This window comes from Burkholderia sp. HI2500 (genome assembly GCF_002223055.1).
GTDB lineage: Bacteria > Pseudomonadota > Gammaproteobacteria > Burkholderiales > Burkholderiaceae > Burkholderia.
Genome location: NZ_NKFL01000006.1, coordinates 735,368 through 754,049, shown reverse-complemented (window position 1 = coordinate 754,049; position 18,682 = coordinate 735,368). Strand labels below are relative to the sequence as shown.

Genomic DNA, 18,682 nt, shown 5'->3' with positions numbered 1-18,682 from the left:
GGCGTTGCCCCGCCCGTTTTCGTCAGGCCGGCGGGTGATCGGCGGGCCATAGGCCGTCGACCCACGTCATGCCCGGCGCATGCAATCCCGGCGAGCCTGTCGCGCCTGAAGGCGCACTCGTTGCGCTTGCCGCCGCGCCCCCTGATCCAGATTCCAGATGGCAGACTCAAAGCCAAGTGCCGCCCTGCCGCTCGCTCGGCTCCCTCGCCAGCGCATCGAAATCGTGAATCCAGTCCAGGTGATGCAGCACGCAGTCGCGCTCGGCCAGACGCGCATTGCGCGCCTGCGCGGCCGGCCCGTCGGGCAGGTGCAACACATCGGCCACAGAGATCGACGCGTACTGCACCTTGCGCGTGCGACCGCGACGCAGCCGCTCATACGCTTCCTGTGCTTCGCGCCAGTTGCCTGGGCCGGCCTTGGCCAGTTGCTCGGCCAGCACCACCGCATCCTCGATCGACTGGTTCGCGCCCTGCCCGTGATGCGGCACCAGCGCATGCGCGGCGTCGCCGATCAGCGTCACGCGCCCGCGGCTCCAGCGGCCGAGCGGCGGCCGGTGGAACAACCCCCAGCGCTGGCTGATCGGCACGGCGGTGATCATCTGCACCACCGCCGGATGCCAGTCCCTGAACACACGCAGTTGCTCGCCCTCTTCCGACGGCATCACCCAGTCGCGCGACGGCCACGGTGACGGATGGCGCTCGACCAGCAGGAAATTCTGGTCGCCGTCGTCGCCGATCGGATAGTGCAGCAGGTGCCCGTGCGGCCCGATCCAGTACTGCAGCGTTTCGGGATCGGGCAACAGGCTCAGCCGCGCGGCCGGCACCACGCCGCGAAACCCCGAACACCCCGAATACAGCGCATCGTCGTAGCCGAGCATCCAGCGCCGCGTGATCGAGCGCGCGCCGTCCGCACCGATCACGAGATCGGCGTCGACGCGCACACCGTTGTCGAACGACAGCGTGACGCGATCGGGATGCTGCGCGAGATCGGTCAGCCGATGGCCGAGATGGATGGCGTCGAGGCCGACCGCCTTCGACAGCAGCGCCTGAAGATCCGCACGATGCACGCCCCAGTACGCGCCGCCGAACTGCCGGCGATAGTCGGGGTCGCCGCGATGATGGCCGATCACCGCGCCGCTGCGGCCGTCGCGATAGACGAGCCCCGGGATGTCTGCGCACACCGCATCGAAGGCCGCCCGCAATCCCATCCGTTCGTAGAAGCGCGTCGCATTGGCCGACAGCGCGACGGCCGCGCCGACTTCGCGCAACACCTCCGTCTGTTCGTAGAGCTGCGCGTCGATGCCGTGCTCGCGCAAGGCAAGCGCGAGCGTCAGGCCGCCGATCCCGGCGCCGACGATCGCAATCTTCAGGTTCGTCTGCATGATGAAGGTGTCTCCGATGTTCCGATGGGGGGTCTGCGGCGTGCGCAGCGGTCATGTCGATTGCATGGGCCGTATCGGTATTCTCGGGAGCGGACTTTCATTCCGCAATAAAATGACCGGAATCTGCTTCATCACTGAATGCAATGATTCCGGCGAGGCCCAACCCATGGAACTGAGCGATATCGACCTCAACCTGCTGCTGCTTTTCCAGCGGCTGATGCAGGAACGGCGCGTGTCGAGCGTCGCCGAGCAGATGAACATGAGCCAGCCGGGCGTGAGCAACGCACTCGCGAAGCTGCGCCGCCGGCTCGGCGATCCGCTGTTCGTGCGCGGGCCCGGCGGCGTGGTGCCGACGCCGTTCGCGCTGCGCCTCGCGGAACCCGTATCGCACGCGCTCGCGACGCTGCACGCCGCGCTCAACCCCGAGACCGGTTTCGATCCGCAGCGCGCCACGCGCACGCTGACGATCGGCATGACCGACATCGGCGAAGTCGTGTTCCTGCCCGCACTGCTCGAACACCTGTCGCAAGCGGCGCCGGGCATCGCGCTCAATACCGTGCGCGACACGAGCGTCAACCTCGGCGACGAAATGGCCGACGGCCGCGTCGATCTCGCGATCGGCCTGCTGCCGCAGCTCAAGGGCGGCTTCTATCAGCGCCGGCTGTTCGATCAGCGTTATGTGTGCCTCTTTCGGCGCGGCCATCCGCTCGAGGATGCGCCGCTGACGATCGACGCATGGCGCAATGCCGAGCACCTGGTCGTGGTGTCGGCCGGCACCGGTCACGGGCAGGTGGACGAATGGCTGAAGCGCCGCCGCGTGGCGCGCCAGGTGCGGCTCACGGTGCCGCACTTCATGAGCGTCGGCTACATCCTGCAGCGCACCGACCTGATCGCGACGGTGCCCGAACATCTCGCGCAGCAGCTTGCCGCACCGTTCTCGCTCGGCTGGCGCGCGTTGCCCGTCACGGTGCCGGGCGCGCCGATTCACATGCTCTGGCATACGCGGGTCAATCAGGACGAAGGGAACAAGTGGCTGCGCGACGTGGTCGTCGATCTGTTCGCGGAGTCAGGCACGCGGGCGCGGAAGGCCACTCCTGGCCGGAAGAAGTAGCCGAGGTCATCACGCCATCGCGCGTGCCTGACGATGTCGCTCGAACATGTGCGCCGCACATTTCGACTACATTGCCGAAGTGGCGACGATTCCGGTCGTCGGCCACCTCGCCCCTCTTTCAACCTGCAGGAAATCAAGCCATGTCTGTTTCGAAGAAATTCGCAGCCGTCACCGGCGCCGGCTCCGGCATCGGTCGCGCGGCGGCCATCGCGCTCGCCCAGGCCGGTTACACCGTCGCGCTGCTCGGACGCACCGAGGCATCGTTGCGCGACACGCAGGACGCGATCCGCACCGCCGGCGGTGACGCGCCCGTGTTTCCTGCGGACGTCACGGACGAAGCCTCGGTCGACCACGCGTTCGCCCGGATCGCGCAGCAGTTCGGCCGGCTCGACGTGCTGTTCAACAACGCCGGCCGCAACGCGCCGCCGGTTTCCCTCGACGAATACGAATTCGACGTGTGGAACAGCGTCGTCGCGACCAACCTGACCGGTGTCTTCCTGTGCGCGCGGGCCGCGTGGCGCCTGATGAAAACGCAGAAGCCGCAGGGCGGCCGGATCATCAACAACGGCTCGATCTCGGCCCATGCGCCGCGCCCCGACACGATCGCGTACACGGCCACCAAGCATGCGGTGACCGGGATCACCAAATCGCTGGCGCTCGACGGCCGCCGGTACAACATCGCGTGCGGCCAGATCGACATCGGCAACGCGGCGACGTCGCTCACGGACCGAATGACGCAAGGCGTCCCGCAGGCCGACGGCAGCCTCGCAGCCGAAGCGCGCATGGACGTCACGCATGTCGCGAACGCGATCGTCCAGATGGCGAACCTGCCGCTCGACACGAACATCCTGAACATGACGATCATGGCGACGGCCATGCCGTTCGTCGGACGGGGATAAGCGAAACGCACGCGACGCCCGATCCCGTCCGGCCCGCATCGCGAGACATCGCCCGCGCCATGATCGCGGACGCCGTCACGTGTTGCCGGGCGAACGCGAGTTGCACCAAGGCTCGAGCGCCACCGGCCGCACCGGTCGATTGAGCGCGCGCGAAGATCGCAGCGATGTCGGCGGGTGCACGTGCAACCGCCCCCTGCAGACCGATCTTCCGGATGCCCGCCCAGTCTTCACGCAGGAGGTCCACTCACGCCACGGTCCGGTCAGGAGCGCTGGCTGATCGACCAACGCGTCGGCGTGAACGACACCTCGAAACGGGACAGGAAAGACTGGCCGAGCAAGCCGTCGATGCCGTCGCCGTATGGCGACTTGCCGCCCGCATCGACCGATACCGGCACGTCCGACGCTTCGACCGCACCGACCTTGACCGCGCGGGCCTGGGCCAGCAGTCCGTCACGGGCACCATTGGCTGTCTGCAGACGAATCCGCTTGGCTTGCTCCGTCGGAACCTGCGCGCGCCGGGCAAACGCTTCGCTTAGCGAAACATAGCTCGCGCCCGTGTCGACGATGAACACACCCTCGATGCCGTTGACCTTCGCCTTCACGCGAATCGTATTGCCCGATTGCCTGGCAAAACTCTCCTGTCCGGCCGCATACGTCGACGGGCAACTCGCATGCGACGCGTACTGCGCGATCATCCCCTTCGCCTGCGTGTTGTCCGCACGCTCCGGATCGGCCGACACCCACATCCGGATCGCACTGACCGAATCGCAGTAGCGGCCAGCCTTCGCATGCAGGTCGGCGATCCGGATGAACAGGTTGCTGGTGACTGTCGCCAGGTTCGTCGACAAAGCCAGCGCCTGCATGTAGTCCGACAATGCCGCATCGTCGCGCTGCCAGCCTTCGTTTGCGCGCCCGCGATCGAAGTAATACTGCGGTTCCGACGGGTTGTTTGCGATCAGCCGGTCGGAAACCTCCACGGCGCCCTTGAAATCGCTCACGGCCATCAGGTCGTTCGCGGCAGCACTCAGGAAACCGTCCGCGCGCCCGCATCGATCGACGAACCCGATCAGCGCGGACGCGCTTTCGCGACGGTAGCCGAGCGCGTCGATCTGCGCGGCCATTCGGCCCATCGCGTCCCGATTGCAAGCCTCCCGGCTCAGTTGAACCAGCGCCCGCCGGATGTCGGGCTTCGTCATGTCGGAAACGGACATGCCGGAAAGCTTGTACGTGTCGACAGCAGGCTTGATGTCGTCGGGTACCGCGATGCCGACCTGGTCGCAGGCGGTCATGGCGACCAGCACCGCGAGCCCTGCGCCCACCTTGACGGCGCGTCGAACCGACCGGCTCATGCGCCCCTTCGAAAACGCGTGCGGCCCATCTGCGTCATGCGGGTTCCTTGTCGCCCCGCTTTCTCTCTCGATCATTCTTTTCATTGCCCCGTTTAATTCTGATTTCGCGGCCCGTTCGCGCGGGCCGATCCCTCGCGTGCGCCGGACCGGCGCCGCCTCCCTGCATCAGCGGCAACCGGTCGGCCATGTTGCCATACGAGCCGTCAAACATCCGGATCCGGAATCCGCGCCGACTGAATCACGACCAGCGTATCCCCTTTCTCGATCCGGCACGGCGGGTCTTCATAGAACGAAAAAATCTTCCCGCATCGATCGAGCCCGACGACGATCGCGCCCGGCACGACGTTCGTCATGCAGCCGACCTCCTGCGGCATCGCCTCGCGCTCGAGCAGCGTCGCGCGGCCGCGCGTCGACAGCATATCGTTCACGAACGGCACGATATAGCGGCTATGCACGGCATCCGCGAGCAGCAGCGCGCCGATCTTCGTCGACGACACGATCACGTCGGCGCCCGCCTGCCGCAGTTGCCGCTGATACAGGTTCTCCTGGATCCGCACGACGATCTTCGTATCGGGCGCGATGCTGCGCACCGACAACGTGAGCAGGATCGCGGTCGGATCATCGGTCACCGAAATGATCACGGCCTTCGCTTCGCGCACCTGTGCCTGCTGCAGCAGATCCTCATGCGCGGGATCGCCGAGCAATCCCGCCACGCCGAGCGACGTCGCGGCCTCGATCGCCTGCTGCTGCGAGTCGATCACGATGAGCGTCGCCGGATCGACGCCGCTCTCGAGCAGTTCGCGCACCGCGATCGAGCCGGACAGGCCATAACCGCAGACGACGATGTGATCGGACAATTGCTTCTGCAGGCGTTTCATGCGGAATTCCTCGATGACGCGCTGGATCACGAACTGATACGCCGTGCCCAGGAAAATGAACCAGATGACGATGCGGATCGGCACGATGAAGAACGCATCGATCAGACGCGCCCGCGCGGTAACGGGCACGATGTCGCCATAGCCGACCGTCGCGACCGTGACCATCGTGAAGTACACGAGATCGGCGACGGTCATCGGCGTGCTCTTGGTCGAATCGCGCAACCCGTCGCGATCGAGATACAGCACGAGGAACGCGAGCGTGCACAGCAGCACGACCGCGCCGATCCGGAACAGCAGTGTGCGCCGCGGCGACGTCGCGGGACGCGTGAACAGCGTGCGCGCACGCGGCGCCTGCCACGGGTTGCGGGCGCGACGCAGGCGTGAGCGCAACGAGCGGCGCTGGGCGGAGGGCGAAGCCAACGGGGAATCTCCTGAAGGATGCGGGCTCGATTCTACGATGGGTCGGCCGCGGCCGGCCGACGTCATCGCGTCGATGCGTCCGTTACAGCATGCTGCGCGGCCGCACCATCGTGCCGTCGACGAAGCGCTGCGCACGAAACGCCGACAGGTCGAGCGACGGCGCACCCGTGTCGATCCATTCGGCCAGCAGCCGCCCGACGATCGGCCCCATCGCGAAACCGTGGCCGCAGAACCCCGTCGCGATCGCAAGCCCGGACGGCGTGCCCGGCGCATCGATCACCGGAATGCCGTCGGGCAGCACGTCGATCAGGCCGGCCCAGGCCTCGACGATCTGCGCGTCCTTCAGCGCGGGAAAGATCGCCTTGAGCTTCGCGAGCGCGCGCGGCGCATGCGCGCGATTCGGCTGCGGCTGCGGATCGCGCGGCTCGATCGGCCCGGTCGCCCCGTTGATGCGTGCCAGCACGTCGCGCCACGCGGCCCCGTTCACGTGCAGCCGGAATTTGTCGCGCTGCGACCAGAACTCCGGCCAGAACAGGCTCAACCCACGCAGGTGGCCGAGCGTCAGGTCGACGTCGACCTGCATGTCGTCGGCAAGATTGATCGCGCCGTTCTTGCGCTGCCGGATACCGAGGCCGTGGCCCCACACCGTCGACGCCGACACCGGCGGCACCACGTTGGTGCGCATGCAGGTGCCGCGCACGGCCTGTTGCGGGAGCCGGATGCCGACGCCATCGAGCAGCCGGAAGCTGGTCGCACCGGCCGCGCAGATCACGCGCCGCGTGCGGATCGTGCCGCGCTCGGTCACGACACCGACCACCGCACCGCCGGCCGTCTCGATCGCAGTCACGCCGCAGCCTTCGAAGAAGCGCGCGCCCGCCTCCGCGGCACGCGCGGCGAATGCGGCGGCCGCGCGACGCGGCTCGGCCTGCCCGTCGGTCGCGGTGTACAGCCCGCCGAGCGTGCGCGCCTGCGGCGAAAGGCCGCTGACGCACTCGTCGATCTGCGCGCGCGTCAGCGTGCGTGTATCGAGCCCGTGGTCGCGCGCGACGGCGAGCCACGCGTTGAATGACGCCCAGTCCGTTTCGTTGTCCGCAATATAAAGACAGCCGCCCTGCCGCCATTCGAGATCGAAACCGAGGGTTTCCTCTAACCCCTCCCAGATCTTGATGCCGGCCATCATCAGCGGCACCTCGGCCGCTTCGCGCCCCTGCTGCCGCACGAAGCCCCATGCACGGGTCGACTGCTGTCCGGCGATGCGCGACTTGTCGAGCACGACGGCCTTCAGGCCGCGCAGGCCCAGGTAATACGCGGCTGCGCAGCCCATGATGCCGGCGCCGGCGATCACGACGTCGGCTTCGTGCGGGAATGGTGTGTCTATGCGGGTCAGGGCATCATGCAGCGGATAGGTTGTCGTCATTGTTTCCTGTCAGGCGTTAATGCATCCGAATGTGGGCGGCGGTGGTAACGTCGTGACACACCTTTCACACAAACGCACCTTTCGCCACGCTGAATAACGACCATTTTGCGGTAAAGTTATCTTTTCCGCGCGTGGCCGGTCGGCTCGCCCCTGGACGTCATGAAGACTGTCCGTCGAGACTGCCGCAAGGCGTCGTTCTGAACGTCACGATCCGTTCCCGTAGCATGACCACTGAAGCAATCACCACGGATTCCCTCGCGGTTGCCGAGCGCGTGCGCGAGCTGATGACCCGCAACGGCATCGGCAAGCGCCAGCAGACCACCGAGCTGTGCCGCATCCTCGACCTGAGTTTCTCGCAAGGCCACCGCAAACTGCGCGGCAGCAGCCCCTGGACGCTCGCGCAGATCAAGAAAGTCGCCGAAGCGTACGGCGAACCCGCCGCGCAGCTGTTCGGCGCGCAAACGCTCGACCCCGGCATGGTCGGCGCCTATTCGCAGGAGGCCGTCCTTTACGCGGGCGTCGCCGAGATTCCGTGCACCGCCTGGATCGGTGCGCCGCTCGAAGCCGGCGCGCGCCCCGAATTCGTCGCGTACGAACAAAACGGCCGCTGGCGCGTGCTGCGCCACACCGGCGTGCTTTACCAGAACGCGTACGACGTGCACAAGATCGAGATCTATCCGCGCCGCGCGGAGAGCGACAAGCTCGTCGTCGCGGTGATCGACCCCGATCGCGTCAGCGCGACCGAACTGTGCCGCTATCTCGAACGCCAGGGTTTCGCGACCGCCGCATTCGACGGCCTCGCGCCGTTCGTCGACGCGCTGCAAGGCCAGGCGTTCGACGCGGTGCTGACCGAATGGCTGTTCGACGACAGCACGGCCGCCACCGCGATCAAGGCCGTGCGCACATCCGACAACCCGGGCGCACCGATCTTCGTGCTGACCGGCGACCTGCTCACCGGCCGCGCGAGCGAGGCCGACATCAGCGAAGTGATCCGCGCGTTCGACGTCGTCTGCTACGAAAAGCCCGCGCGCATGGCAATTCTCAGCGCCGATCTCGCGAAACGGCTCGCCCGCGGGTAACGTCCCCGGGCCGTTCTTCCTCCTGACGGCCAGCGTCCGCGCGGCACGGCGGTCGTGAACCGGTGCATAGCTCAGTACAATAGCCGCACCCGTTCACGCCCACGCCGGCTTCCGCCGCCCGACGCCATGGCCCGCCTCATCCCCGACGACTGGAAAAGCCTCGCCGCGACCGGCGCGGCCGAACGCGAGCGCGAAACGCTCGCCGTGCTCGAACATGCGCTGCCCGACAGCTACACCGTGTATCACGGCGTGCACTGGACCCGCGCCGACCAGGCGTTCTCGGTGTTCGGCGAGGCCGCGTTCGTCGTCGTGAGCCCGGCCGGCCGCGTGCTGCTGATCGAGCAGAAAGCCGGCTTCCTGCGCGAAACGCCGAAGGGGCTCGTGAAGGTCTATCTGCAGAAGGAACGCAATGTCCCGATCCAGCTCGCGCGCACGCAGGAAACGCTGCACCGGCGCCTGACGGCCGCGCTCGGCGCGGGTGTCTACGGCGTCGAGGCGCTGCTGTACTGCCCCGACTACTCGATCCGCGACGCGTCGATCGCCGGCGTCGCGGCCGACCGCATCGTCGATGCATCGCGCAAGGCGCAGCTCGCGCAGGTGATCCTGCAGATCCTGCCGGAGGACGACGAACACTTTCCGAACGCGCCGAAGCTCCACCACTTCCTCGCGGACGAGCTCGCGCTCACGCCCGACACGAGCGCGCTCGTCGGCCAGGCCGGCACGCTCGTCACGCGGCTGTCGGGCGGGCTCGCCGCGTGGGCGCGCCAGCTCGAATTCGCGCCGTTCCGGCTGCGCGTCACCGGCACGGCCGGCTCGGGCAAGACGCAGCTCGCGGTGCAGGCGATGCGCGATGCGGTCGCGGCCGGCAAGCGCGTGCTCTACGTGTGTTTCAACCGGCCGCTCGCCGACTACATCGCGCGCATCGCGCCGCCCGGCGCGAAAATCGCGAACTACCACCAGCTGTGCGACTGGGTCGCGCGCGACGGCGGCTATACGCCCGACTTCCAGGTACCCGGCGAATTCGAGCGGCTCGAGGCGCGCTTCGCGGCAACGCCGATTCCCGAGCGCTGGCGCTTCGACGTGCTGGTCGTCGATGAAGGACAGGATTTCCATGCGCCGTGGGCGGCCGCCCTGGCGCGCTTGCTGGCGCCGGAAGGCGCATGGTGGTGGCTGGAAGATCCGCTGCAGAACCTGTACATGCGCGAGCCCGTCGCGCTGCCGGGCTGGGTCACGCTGAAGGCGCTCACGAACTACCGCAGCCCGCGCGACCTGCTCGAATTCGTGCGCGACATCGTCGGCCGGGTCGAGCCGCTGGCGGCCGAGCTGCGCTCGGGCAGCCCGTTCGACGGTTCGGATCCGTCGGTGTCGTCGTACGGGGAAGAAGGCGCGTCGGCAGACGCACTGGCCGACGCCTGCATCGACGCGACCAAGCGGGCGATCACGCATGCGCTGTCGCTCGGCTTTCGCAAGCAGGACATCGCGGTGCTGTCGTATCGCGGCCGCGAAGGCTCGGTGCTCGCGCCGCTCGATCAGCTCGGCCCGCACCGGCTCAAGAGCTTCACCGGCAAGTACGACCTGTTCGGCAACCCGGAGTATCGCGAAGGCGACGTGCTGCTCGATTCGATCTACCGCTTCAAGGGCCAGTCGGCGCCGTGCGTGATCCTCACCGAGGTCGACTTCGACACGCTCGACGCGCGTGCCGCGCGCAAGCTGTTCGTCGGCGCGACGCGTGCGACGATGAAGCTGCTGATCGTCGCGTCGTCGCGCGCGGCCGCGCAACTCGCGGCCGTCTGATGTAACGGGCGGACGGCAGGCGGGCAAGCGCCCGCCCCGTCGCCGCCCGCGGTCGATCAGGCGACGCGGAACGCGCCGACCGCGCGGCGCAGCCCGTCGGCCTGCTCTTCCAGCGACGCGGCAGCCGCCGCAGCCTGCTCGACGAGCGCCGCGTTCTGCTGCGACACCTGGTCCATCTGCGACACCGCGCGGTTCACCTGCTCGATCCCGTCGCGCTGCTCGTTCGACGCAGCCGCGATCTCGGTCATGATGCCCGTCACGCGGCCGATCGCCTGCTGGATGTCCTGCATCGTCGCACCCGCCGTGCCGACGAGCCGCGAGCCGGTCGCGACGCGCTCGACCGATTCGCCGATCAGCGTGCGGATTTCCTTCGCCGCCGACGCCGAACGTTGCGCGAGCGTGCGCACCTCGCCCGCGACCACCGCGAAGCCGCGGCCCTGCTCGCCCGCGCGCGCGGCTTCGACTGCCGCATTCAGCGCGAGGATGTTGGTCTGGAACGCGATGCCCTCGATCGTGCCGATGATGTCGGCGACCTTCTGCGAGCTCTGGTCGATCTCGTTCATCGTGCCGATCACTTCGCCGACCACCGTCGCGCCGCGCGTGGCGATCTCGCTCGCGGTATCCGCGCAGGCCTGCGCCTGCATCGCATTGTCCGCGTTCTGCTTCACGGTCGCGGTGAGCTGCTCCATGCTCGCGGCCGTTTCCTGCAGCGCGGACGCCTGTTCCTCGGTGCGCTGCGACAGGTCGGTGTTGCCGGCCGCGATCTGGTGCGTCGCCGTCGAGATCGCTTCGGAACCCTGGCTGACCTGGCGGACCGTATCCGCGAGGCTGCGCTGCATGCCGGTCACGCCCTTGACCAGCTCGGCCATCTCGTCACGCGACGACCAGCGCACCTCCGACGTCAGGTCGCCTTCCGACAGGCGGCGGAAATGCGACAGCAGCCGGTTCACCGGCTGGGTGATCGCGTAATGCAGGCCGATCGCGCAACCGAGGCACGCGGCCAGGCCGAACGCGATACCGGCGATCGCGCCCGCGCGCATCCAGCCGTAGTAGGTCTGCGCGGTGTCGTACACGTCCTTGCCGCGTGCGACCTGGTACGCATCGAGCGCATCGGTCGCCTGCGTGAGCGCGACCGACAGCGGCGGCGCAACCGACATCAGCAGCCGGTCGGCCTCGTCGCGACGGCCGTCGCGGACCGCGTCGATCATCGGCTTCAGCGCCTGCCCGATCAGCGCCTGGCGCGCGGCGTCGAGGCGGCTCGCCAGCGGGCCTTCGTCGCCGTCGTGCGGCATCGACGCGTAGCCGCGCCAGGCGGTGTCGGCCTTCGCGAGATAGCTCTCGGCCTTCTTGACGAGATCGGGCACCTCCGGCGCTTCCGGATGCAGCATCGCGCGGTCGAGCGTCGTGCGCACGATCGTCAGGTTCAGGCTGGCCGCCGACAGCGCGGTCTTCGCAGCCAGTTGCTGCGTATAAGCCTCGTCGAGCGCGCGGTTCGAGCTCTGCATGCCGGCGAGGCCGATCAGCCCCGATACGACGAGCAGCGCGGCAACGAGGCCGAGCGTGGAGAAAATCCGCGTACGGATCGAGAAACGGGAAAACAGGGCGTTCAGGTTCATGACGGGACGAGAGCGATGAAAAGTGCCGCGGCAATCGGTCCGCAGCACTCTGGATTACGGTTTGCCTGCAAAAAACTTGAGTCCGTCCCCGCTTTCCCGTGATCCCGGTCAATTTTCCGGGCCGGCAATCTCCTGTTACGGTTGCAACACATCGAGGCTGGGCAGAAATTGACCAGTCAACTATCAATGGCTATATTCGACACAATTCCCTGCCATGGCAGATATCTCGATGACAACCGACACCCTCCTCACTCCGCCGGCCGCCGAAACGGCCCGCCGCGACGCGCCGACCGGGCTGATCGTCGCCGCGCTGCTGCTCGTCATGCTGCTGTCCGCACTCGACCAGACGATCGTGTCGACCGCGCTGCCGACGATCGTCGGCGAGCTCGGCGGGCTCGACCAGTTGTCGTGGGTCGTCACCGCGTACCTGCTCTCCTCCACCGTCGTGCTGCCGTTGTACGGCAAGCTCGGTGACCTGTACGGCCGCAAGATCGTGCTGCAGGCCGCGATCGTGCTGTTCCTCGCGGGCTCCGCGCTGTGCGGCGTCGCGCAGGACATGACGCAGCTGATCGTGCTGCGCGCGGTGCAGGGGCTGGGCGGCGGCGGCCTGATGGTCGTCACGATGGCCGCGATCGGCGATCTGGTGCCGCCCGATCGCCGCGCGCGCTACCAGGGGATGTTCGGCGGCGTGTACGGCCTCGCGACGATCATCGGCCCGTTGCTCGGCGGCTTCCTGGTCGAGCACCTGTCGTGGCGCTGGATCTTCACGATCAACCTGCCGCTCGGCTTTCTCGCGCTCGCGGTGATCGGCGTCGCGTTCCGGCCGCACACCGCGCACGTGAAGCACCGGATCGACTACATGGGCGCCGCGTTCCTCGCCACCGCCCTCACCTGCGTGATCCTGTTCACGAGCGAAGGCGGCTCGCTGCTGCCGTGGACGTCGCCGCAGCTGTGGATGACGCTCGTGCTCGGCATCGTCGCGATCGGCGGCTTCATTTACGAAGAGCGGCTCGCGGCCGAGCCGATCATGCCGCTCGAACTGTTCCGCCATCGCACCTTCGTGCTGGTCAGCCTGATCGGCTTCGTCGTCGGCATCGCGCTGTTCGGCTCGGTCACGTTCATTCCGCTCTACCTGCAGGTCGTGAAGGGCTCGACGCCGTCGCAGGCCGGGATGCAGCTGCTGCCGATGATGGGCGGGATGCTCGTGACGTCGATCGTCAGCGGCCGGCTGATCTCGCGGCTCGGCTCGTACCGGATGTTCCCGATCCTGGGCACGCTGACCGGCGGCATCGCGATGGCGCTGCTGTCGACGCTGACGCTCGATACGCCGCTGCACACGATGTACACGTACATGGCGCTGCTCGGGATCGGCCTCGGCATGGTGATGCCCGTGCTGACGCTCGCCGTGCAGAACACGGTCGAATTCCGGCACATGGGCGTCGCGACGTCGGGTGCAACGCTGTTCCGCTCGATCGGCGGCTCGCTCGGTGTCGCGGCGTTCGGCGCGCTGTTCTCGCACGGGCTGCAGTCGCGGGTGATGGCTGCGCTGCCGGCCGGCACGGCGCTGCCGCCCGCGCTCGGCCCGGCTGCCGTGCACCAGTTGCCGGATGCCGTGCGCGACGCGTACCTGCATGCGTTCGCCGGTTCGCTGCACGTCGTGTATCTGGCCGCGGCGACGGTCATCGCGATCGCGTTCGTGCTCGCGTGGTTCGTCGAGGATGCGCCGCTGCGCAAGCACCACTGAGCCTCCCGTGGATCGCGATGCGAGCATCGACCCGCATCGCGATCCCCATCCCCCCGCCATCACGGCACCAGCACGACCCCACCCGTCGTCGCGCGCGACTCCAGCAACCGGTGCGCATCGGCCGCCTGTTCGAGCGGCAGCCGCGCGCCGATCTCCACGTGCATCCCGCCTGCCAGCCGTTCGAGCGTCGCGCGCGCAGCCTCGCGATATCCGTCGACGTCACGCGCGATGAAGCCGAGCACGCTCGGCCGCGCCAGCGCGATCGACCGCGCCGGTCCCAGTTCGTCGAGATCGAACGTCTGCCGCGCACCGATCGCGGCCACCTGCCCGATGCTCGCGACCATCCCGAACGGACGGACCGCGCCGAGCGTGCGCGTCAGCACGTCGCCGCCGATCCCGTCGATCGCATAATCGACTCCCGCGCCGCCGCCGAACGCGCGGGCCGCCGCGACAAAATCCTCCTCGCGGTAATCGACGACCGCGTCGGCGCCATGCTTGCGAACAAGCGCGGCTTTCGCGGCCGACCCGACCGTGCCGATCACCCGCGCGCCGAGCGCACGCGCCCATTGCGTCGCCAGCAGCCCGACGCCGCCGGCCGCCGCATGCACGAGCACCGTGTCGCCGGCGCCGACATGACGGACGCGATGCAGCAGCATGTAAACGGTGATCCCTTTCAGCAGTCCGGCCGCGGCGCCTTCGTCGCTCAGGCCGTCGGGAAGCGGCAACACACGCTCGGCCGGCATCGTGCGCAGGCTCGCATAGCTGCCGGTCGGCATACCCGCATACGCGACGCGCTGACCAGGGACGAGCTCCATCACGCCCGGCCCGACCGCATCGATCACGCCGGCCGCTTCGACACCGAGCGCATCCGGCAGCGCCGGCAACGCGTGTGCGCCCGACCTGAAATAGATGTCGACGAAATTCACGCCGATCGCGGTCTGGCGAATCCGCACTTCGCCGGCACCGGGCGGCGCGACGGGCGCATCGACGCGGCGCAGCACGCCGGCGTCGCCGTAACGGTCGATCCCGATCCGGATGGCGGTGGCAGTCTGGGTCATGACGTTCCTCGTAATCGAATGAAGTGACACGATCATCCCATCGTGCATAATCGAACGGAATTCCCGCCAACCGCCCACCTACTGTGCAAAATTCGACCGATCAGGATCCCGTTTCCGCATCCGCATTGCCGATGAGCTGGGACGACATCCGTTATTTCCTCGCGGTGATGCGCGGCGGCAGCCTGTCGGCCGCCGCGCGGGCGCTGCAGGTTCAGCACTCGACGGTCGCGCGGCGCATCGACGCGCTGGAGTCCGCGCTCGGCATCCGGCTGTTCGACCGGCTGCCGCGCGGCTGGCCGCCGACCGACGAAGGGCTGCACCTTGCCGAGCACGCGGCACGCATCGAAACCGACGCGCATGCGTTCGCGCGCGCCGCCCAGGGCGCGGCGGCGCTCGACGGCGTGGTGCGCGTATCGGCGTCGCCGGTGTTCGCCAGCCACTTCCTCGCGCCGCGGCTCGCCCGCGCGCAGCGCGCATGGCCGGCGCTGCGGATCGACCTGCTGGGCGAGATGCACGCGGCGAACCTGTACGCACGCGAAGCCGATCTCGCGGTGCGGCTGTCGCGGCCGACCGAGCCGGGGCTCGCCGCGCGCCGGCTCGGCACGATGCGCTTCGCGCTGTGCGCGTCGCCGGAATGGGCGGACGCACCGCCCGACATCTGGCCGTTCGTCGGCTACGACGACGCGCTCGCTCAGACGCCGCAGCATCAGTGGCTCGCCCGCTTCGCGGCCGGGCGCCGTTTCGCGTTCGTCACCAACGACCTGGCCGCGCAGCATCGCGCGTGCGCGGCCGGCGCCGGCGTCGCGCTGCTGCCACGGTTTCTCGTCGACGATCCGGCCGCGCATGCCGGCGCGCCGCTCGTCGAGCTGACGGCCGCACCGCGTTGCGACATCGAGCGCGAGATCTGGCTCGTCGTCCACCCGGACGTGCGCCGGTCGCCGCGCGTGCAGCGCGTCGCCGACGCGATCGCCGAAGCCGTTCACGCGGCGGACGGACGGCTGTAGGCAGCTGCCTCCGCACACGGCTTTGCCATACGCGCCAGCGGCCGGCATAGTAGCGGTCTCCATTCGGAATGCACCGGACCCGCCGCCATGCTCACCACTCCCGCCTGCGTCGTTCGCGACGCGACCGACGCCGACCTCGATGCGATCCACGCGATCTATGCGCACCACGTGCACCACAGCGTCGCGTCGTTCGAGGAAACGCCGCCCGACGTCGCCGAACTGCGCGCGCGCCGCGACGCGGTGCTGCGCGACGGGCTGCCGTACCTCATCGCCGAATGCGACGGCCGCGTGGCCGGCTACGCGTACGCGACGCCGTACCGCACGCGCAGCGCGTACCGCTTCACGATCGAGGATTCGATCTACATCGACGATGCGCAGCGCGGGCGCGGGATCGGCCGCGCGCTGCTCGCCACGCTGATCGAACGTTGCGAGGCCGGCCCGTGGCGGCAGATGATCGCGGTGATCGCCGACGGCGGCACCGGCGGCTCGACGTCGCTGCATCGCGCGTTCGGCTTCGAGCCGGCCGGCATGCTGAAGGCGGTCGGTTTCAAGCACGGCCGCTGGATCGATACGGCGCTGCTGCAGCGCCCGCTCGGTGACGGCGCGCGCACGCTTCCCGTCTCGCCGGAGCCTCCCACGTCGCGCTAGAATGGCCGCATGTCAAAACAGACTCATTCCACACCCGACGAGGCGGCGCCGGACTCCCGCAACGAGTACACGGTCGACGAACTTGCACGCGTGTCCGACACGACCGTGCGCAATGTCCGTGCGTACCAGGATCGCGGTTTGCTCGCGCCGCCGGAAAAGCGCGGCCGCGTCGGCATCTACGACGACACGCACGTCGCGCGGCTGAAGCTGATCAACCACCTGCTCGCGCGCGGCTACACGCTGTCGAACATCCAGGACCTGATCAAGGCGATCGACGAAGGCCACGACCTGCGCTCGATCCTCGGTCTCGAAAACGCGATCGGCGGCCGCTGGTCGCACGAACTGCCGAAGACCTATTCGCTTGCCGCGCTCGCGCAGATGTTCGGCCCGCAGGCCACCACGCAGCTGTCGCGCGTGACCGAACTCGGCCTGCTCGAACGGCGCGGCCTGTCGTTCGTCGCCAAGAGCCCCGCGCTGCTCGAAGCGGCCGCCGCGATGACCAAGGAAGGCATTCCGCCGCGCGAGCTGCTCGACGTGATCAGCCTCGCACGGCCGCATTTCGACGCGATCGCGCGGCTGCTGGTCGATCTCGTCGTGAAGCGACTCGACCGCTACGACGCGGGCACGCTGCCGCCCGCCACCGACGTGCCCGAACTGGTCGATGCGATCTGGCGCCTGCGCCCGCTCGCGGCCGTGTTCGTCGAAGGCGAGACGAACCGCGCACTGGAAACCGCGGCGAGCGCGTATCTCGGCGGCCGCGTCGCGACGATCCTCGACAAGAAGCTCAGCGACGAGGCCGCGCGGCAGTCCGGCACACCTTCACCGGAAAACGGCGGCGACGAAGCATAGGCGCGCCGCAGTCATATTGATATCGGCAATGCTTCGTTTGCGGGCGTGATTGCCCATGCGACGATTCTTCCAACCGAGCGGCACCGCCGCTCGCCCGAAGACGTTTTGCATGGAGTCCGTTCGATGATTCGTTTCACCCGCTGGATCGCCCGCACCGCCGCCGTCACCACGCTCGTCGCGCTGTCCGCCGCGTCGGCTTTCGCGCAAGGCGGCGCCGACAAGGTCGTGCGCATCGGCTACCAGAAGGCCGGCCTGCTGTCGGTCATCAAGGCGCAAGGTTCGCTCGAAGCGCGGCTCAAGCCGCTCGGCTATGGCGTGCAGTGGTTCGAATTCCCGGCCGGCCCGCAACTGCTCGAAGCGCTGAACGCGAACAGCATCGACTTCGGCTACACGGGCGCGCCGCCGCCCGTGTTCGCACAGGCGGCCGGCGTGCACTTCGTCTATGTCGGCGCGGAACCGCCGGCGCCGCACAACGAGGCCGTGATCGTGAAGGCCGATTCGCCGATCGGTTCGGTCACCGGCCTGCGCGGCAAGAAGATCGCGCTGCAGAAGGGCTCGAGCGCGAACTACCTGCTGCTCGAAGCACTGAAGCAGGCCGGCGTGCGCTACGACGAAATCCGCCCCGTGTATCTTCCGCCAGCCGACGCGCGCGCCGCATTCGAGAGCGGCAACGTCGATGCGTGGGTCGTCTGGGATCCGTACTACGCGGCCGCGCAGAATGCGCTGAAGGTGCGCACGCTGTCCGACTACACGGGCCTCGCGGCGACCAACAACTTCTACGAAGCGACGCGGGATTTCGCGCAGCAGCATCCGGACGTGGTCGGCGCGATCCTGAAGCAGGCGCGCGAGACGGGCCAGTGGGTCAACACGCATCCGGCCGACACGGCGGCGCTGATCGCACCGAAGGTAGGCCTGCCGCAACCGATTGTCGAGACGTGGATCAAGCGTGTCCCGTTTGGCGCGGTGCCGCTCGACGAAAAGATCGTCGCGGCCCAGCAACGCGTCGCCGATGCGTTTTATGCGGCGAAGCTGATTCCGCAGAAGCTGAACGTGGCCGACAACGCATGGGTCGACCAAAACGCGCAGCGTGCGCTCGCGGCAAAGTAGCGGGAACCCAGCGCGCAACGTGCCGAAACGGCCGCCGGGCACACGACTCGTCGGCCTTTCTTGTTCTTGTCGAATTTTCGGGAAATGCGCGACGCACTGTCGGCGTAAGCGCCAGCGCGCGAGTCTCGCGTTTGCGTTTATCGTGGACGCCCCTGCACGCCATGCCGCGCAGCACGCTCCGCTACGCAGGGCCACATCGCTTCGTCCGCAAACAGGCCGCGCGGTGAAACAGTTACAAGTTAATGATTGACGCCACCGCCGCCCAGCGGTTAATGTCTCGGTCGAAGTTCAAGAAGTCCGATTGCTGTTCATCAATTGATCGCTCCTC

Annotated in this window: 15 protein-coding genes; 9 read left to right on the top strand and 6 right to left on the bottom strand. The window is 68.1% G+C overall.

The window, feature by feature from the left end; genetic code table 11:
• Positions 1-166: 166 nt before the first annotated feature.
• Positions 167-1,381, bottom strand: coding sequence for an FAD-dependent monooxygenase (locus CFB45_RS21155; protein ID WP_089427215.1), 1,215 nt, complete (start codon positions 1,379-1,381; stop codon positions 167-169).
• 166 nt (positions 1,382-1,547) lie between these two features.
• Between CFB45_RS21155 and CFB45_RS21150 the strand changes: the two genes are divergently transcribed.
• Both CFB45_RS21150 and CFB45_RS21145 read left to right on the top strand, forming a co-directional pair.
• Positions 1,548-2,492 (top strand): LysR family transcriptional regulator, encoded by a 945-nt coding sequence (locus CFB45_RS21150; RefSeq protein ID WP_089427214.1) that lies wholly within the window; start codon positions 1,548-1,550, stop codon positions 2,490-2,492.
• 140 nt (positions 2,493-2,632) lie between these two features.
• Entirely contained in the window at positions 2,633-3,391 is a 759-nt protein-coding gene (locus tag CFB45_RS21145) for an SDR family oxidoreductase (protein ID WP_089427213.1), read from the top strand.
• A 260-nt stretch (positions 3,392-3,651) separates the two neighbouring features.
• Here the strand turns inward: CFB45_RS21145 and CFB45_RS21140 are convergent, their stop codons facing one another.
• The 3 genes from CFB45_RS21140 to CFB45_RS21130 all read right to left on the bottom strand — a co-directional run bounded on the left by CFB45_RS21140 (position 3,652) and on the right by CFB45_RS21130 (position 7,455).
• Positions 3,652-4,740, bottom strand: a complete 1,089-nt coding sequence (locus CFB45_RS21140; protein WP_179255086.1) for a retroviral-like aspartic protease family protein — start codon at positions 4,738-4,740, stop codon at positions 3,652-3,654.
• A gap of 203 nt (positions 4,741-4,943) precedes the next feature.
• Positions 4,944-6,038: a potassium channel family protein gene (locus tag CFB45_RS21135; protein ID WP_069251854.1), complete on the bottom strand. Its 1,095-nt coding sequence runs from the start codon at positions 6,036-6,038 to the stop codon at positions 4,944-4,946.
• An 82-nt stretch (positions 6,039-6,120) separates the two neighbouring features.
• Entirely contained in the window at positions 6,121-7,455 is a 1,335-nt protein-coding gene (locus CFB45_RS21130) for an NAD(P)/FAD-dependent oxidoreductase (RefSeq protein ID WP_089427211.1), read from the bottom strand.
• 224 nt (positions 7,456-7,679) lie between these two features.
• On the opposite strand from CFB45_RS21130, the gene CFB45_RS21125 reads away from it, so the two are divergent.
• A complete protein-coding gene (locus CFB45_RS21125; RefSeq protein WP_006485970.1) occupies positions 7,680-8,534 on the top strand; it encodes a helix-turn-helix domain-containing protein in 855 nt (284 codons plus the stop codon).
• A gap of 126 nt (positions 8,535-8,660) precedes the next feature.
• Positions 8,661-10,328 carry an ATP-binding domain-containing protein gene (locus tag CFB45_RS21120; RefSeq protein ID WP_089427210.1) on the top strand — a complete coding sequence of 556 codons (1,668 nt, stop codon included), beginning with the start codon at positions 8,661-8,663 and terminating at the stop codon, positions 10,326-10,328.
• Between the two features lie 56 nt (positions 10,329-10,384).
• Here CFB45_RS21120 and CFB45_RS21115 read toward each other — a convergent pair whose 3' ends face one another.
• The gene (locus CFB45_RS21115) at positions 10,385-11,944 is read right to left on the bottom strand and encodes a methyl-accepting chemotaxis protein (protein ID WP_089427209.1); all 1,560 of its coding nucleotides are present in this window, start codon (positions 11,942-11,944) and stop codon (positions 10,385-10,387) included.
• A 229-nt stretch (positions 11,945-12,173) separates the two neighbouring features.
• On the opposite strand from CFB45_RS21115, the gene CFB45_RS21110 reads away from it, so the two are divergent.
• Positions 12,174-13,688 (top strand): MDR family MFS transporter, encoded by a 1,515-nt coding sequence (locus CFB45_RS21110; protein ID WP_089429072.1) that lies wholly within the window; start codon positions 12,174-12,176, stop codon positions 13,686-13,688.
• A gap of 59 nt (positions 13,689-13,747) precedes the next feature.
• On the opposite strand, the gene CFB45_RS21105 is transcribed toward CFB45_RS21110, so the two are convergent.
• On the bottom strand, positions 13,748-14,746 hold the full coding sequence (locus CFB45_RS21105) for a quinone oxidoreductase family protein (RefSeq protein WP_089429071.1): 999 nt from the start codon (positions 14,744-14,746) through the stop codon (positions 13,748-13,750).
• A 131-nt stretch (positions 14,747-14,877) separates the two neighbouring features.
• On the opposite strand from CFB45_RS21105, the gene CFB45_RS21100 reads away from it, so the two are divergent.
• The 4 genes from CFB45_RS21100 to CFB45_RS21085 all read left to right on the top strand — a co-directional run bounded on the left by CFB45_RS21100 (position 14,878) and on the right by CFB45_RS21085 (position 18,354).
• Positions 14,878-15,750, top strand: coding sequence for a LysR family transcriptional regulator (locus CFB45_RS21100; RefSeq protein WP_089427208.1), 873 nt, complete (start codon positions 14,878-14,880; stop codon positions 15,748-15,750).
• 87 nt (positions 15,751-15,837) lie between these two features.
• Positions 15,838-16,398, top strand: coding sequence for a GNAT family N-acetyltransferase (locus CFB45_RS21095; RefSeq protein ID WP_089427207.1), 561 nt, complete (start codon positions 15,838-15,840; stop codon positions 16,396-16,398).
• A gap of 9 nt (positions 16,399-16,407) precedes the next feature.
• On the top strand, positions 16,408-17,247 hold the full coding sequence (locus CFB45_RS21090; protein WP_089427206.1) for a MerR family transcriptional regulator: 840 nt from the start codon (positions 16,408-16,410) through the stop codon (positions 17,245-17,247).
• Between the two features lie 123 nt (positions 17,248-17,370).
• A complete protein-coding gene (locus CFB45_RS21085) occupies positions 17,371-18,354 on the top strand; it encodes a sulfonate ABC transporter substrate-binding protein (protein ID WP_089427205.1) in 984 nt (327 codons plus the stop codon).
• Positions 18,355-18,682: the final 328 nt, after the last annotated feature.

What these genes read in the sequence shown, in the direction of transcription:
- CFB45_RS21110 (WP_089429072.1), top strand. Translation starts at nt 12,174, where the DNA reads ATGACAACCGACACCCTCCTCACTCCGCCGGCCGCCGAAACGGCCCGC.
- CFB45_RS21115 (WP_089427209.1), bottom strand. Translation starts at nt 11,944, where the DNA reads ATGAACCTGAACGCCCTGTTTTCCCGTTTCTCGATCCGTACGCGGATT.
- CFB45_RS21105 (WP_089429071.1), bottom strand. Translation starts at nt 14,746, where the DNA reads ATGACCCAGACTGCCACCGCCATCCGGATCGGGATCGACCGTTACGGC.
- CFB45_RS21155 (WP_089427215.1), bottom strand. Translation starts at nt 1,381, where the DNA reads ATGCAGACGAACCTGAAGATTGCGATCGTCGGCGCCGGGATCGGCGGC.
- CFB45_RS21140 (WP_179255086.1), bottom strand. Translation starts at nt 4,740, where the DNA reads ATGAGCCGGTCGGTTCGACGCGCCGTCAAGGTGGGCGCAGGGCTCGCG.
- CFB45_RS21125 (WP_006485970.1), top strand. Translation starts at nt 7,680, where the DNA reads ATGACCACTGAAGCAATCACCACGGATTCCCTCGCGGTTGCCGAGCGC.
- CFB45_RS21095 (WP_089427207.1), top strand. Translation starts at nt 15,838, where the DNA reads ATGCTCACCACTCCCGCCTGCGTCGTTCGCGACGCGACCGACGCCGAC.
- CFB45_RS21090 (WP_089427206.1), top strand. Translation starts at nt 16,408, where the DNA reads ATGTCAAAACAGACTCATTCCACACCCGACGAGGCGGCGCCGGACTCC.
- CFB45_RS21145 (WP_089427213.1), top strand. Translation starts at nt 2,633, where the DNA reads ATGTCTGTTTCGAAGAAATTCGCAGCCGTCACCGGCGCCGGCTCCGGC.
- CFB45_RS21120 (WP_089427210.1), top strand. Translation starts at nt 8,661, where the DNA reads ATGGCCCGCCTCATCCCCGACGACTGGAAAAGCCTCGCCGCGACCGGC.
- CFB45_RS21130 (WP_089427211.1), bottom strand. Translation starts at nt 7,455, where the DNA reads ATGACGACAACCTATCCGCTGCATGATGCCCTGACCCGCATAGACACA.
- CFB45_RS21100 (WP_089427208.1), top strand. Translation starts at nt 14,878, where the DNA reads ATGAGCTGGGACGACATCCGTTATTTCCTCGCGGTGATGCGCGGCGGC.
- CFB45_RS21085 (WP_089427205.1), top strand. Translation starts at nt 17,371, where the DNA reads ATGATTCGTTTCACCCGCTGGATCGCCCGCACCGCCGCCGTCACCACG.
- CFB45_RS21150 (WP_089427214.1), top strand. Translation starts at nt 1,548, where the DNA reads ATGGAACTGAGCGATATCGACCTCAACCTGCTGCTGCTTTTCCAGCGG.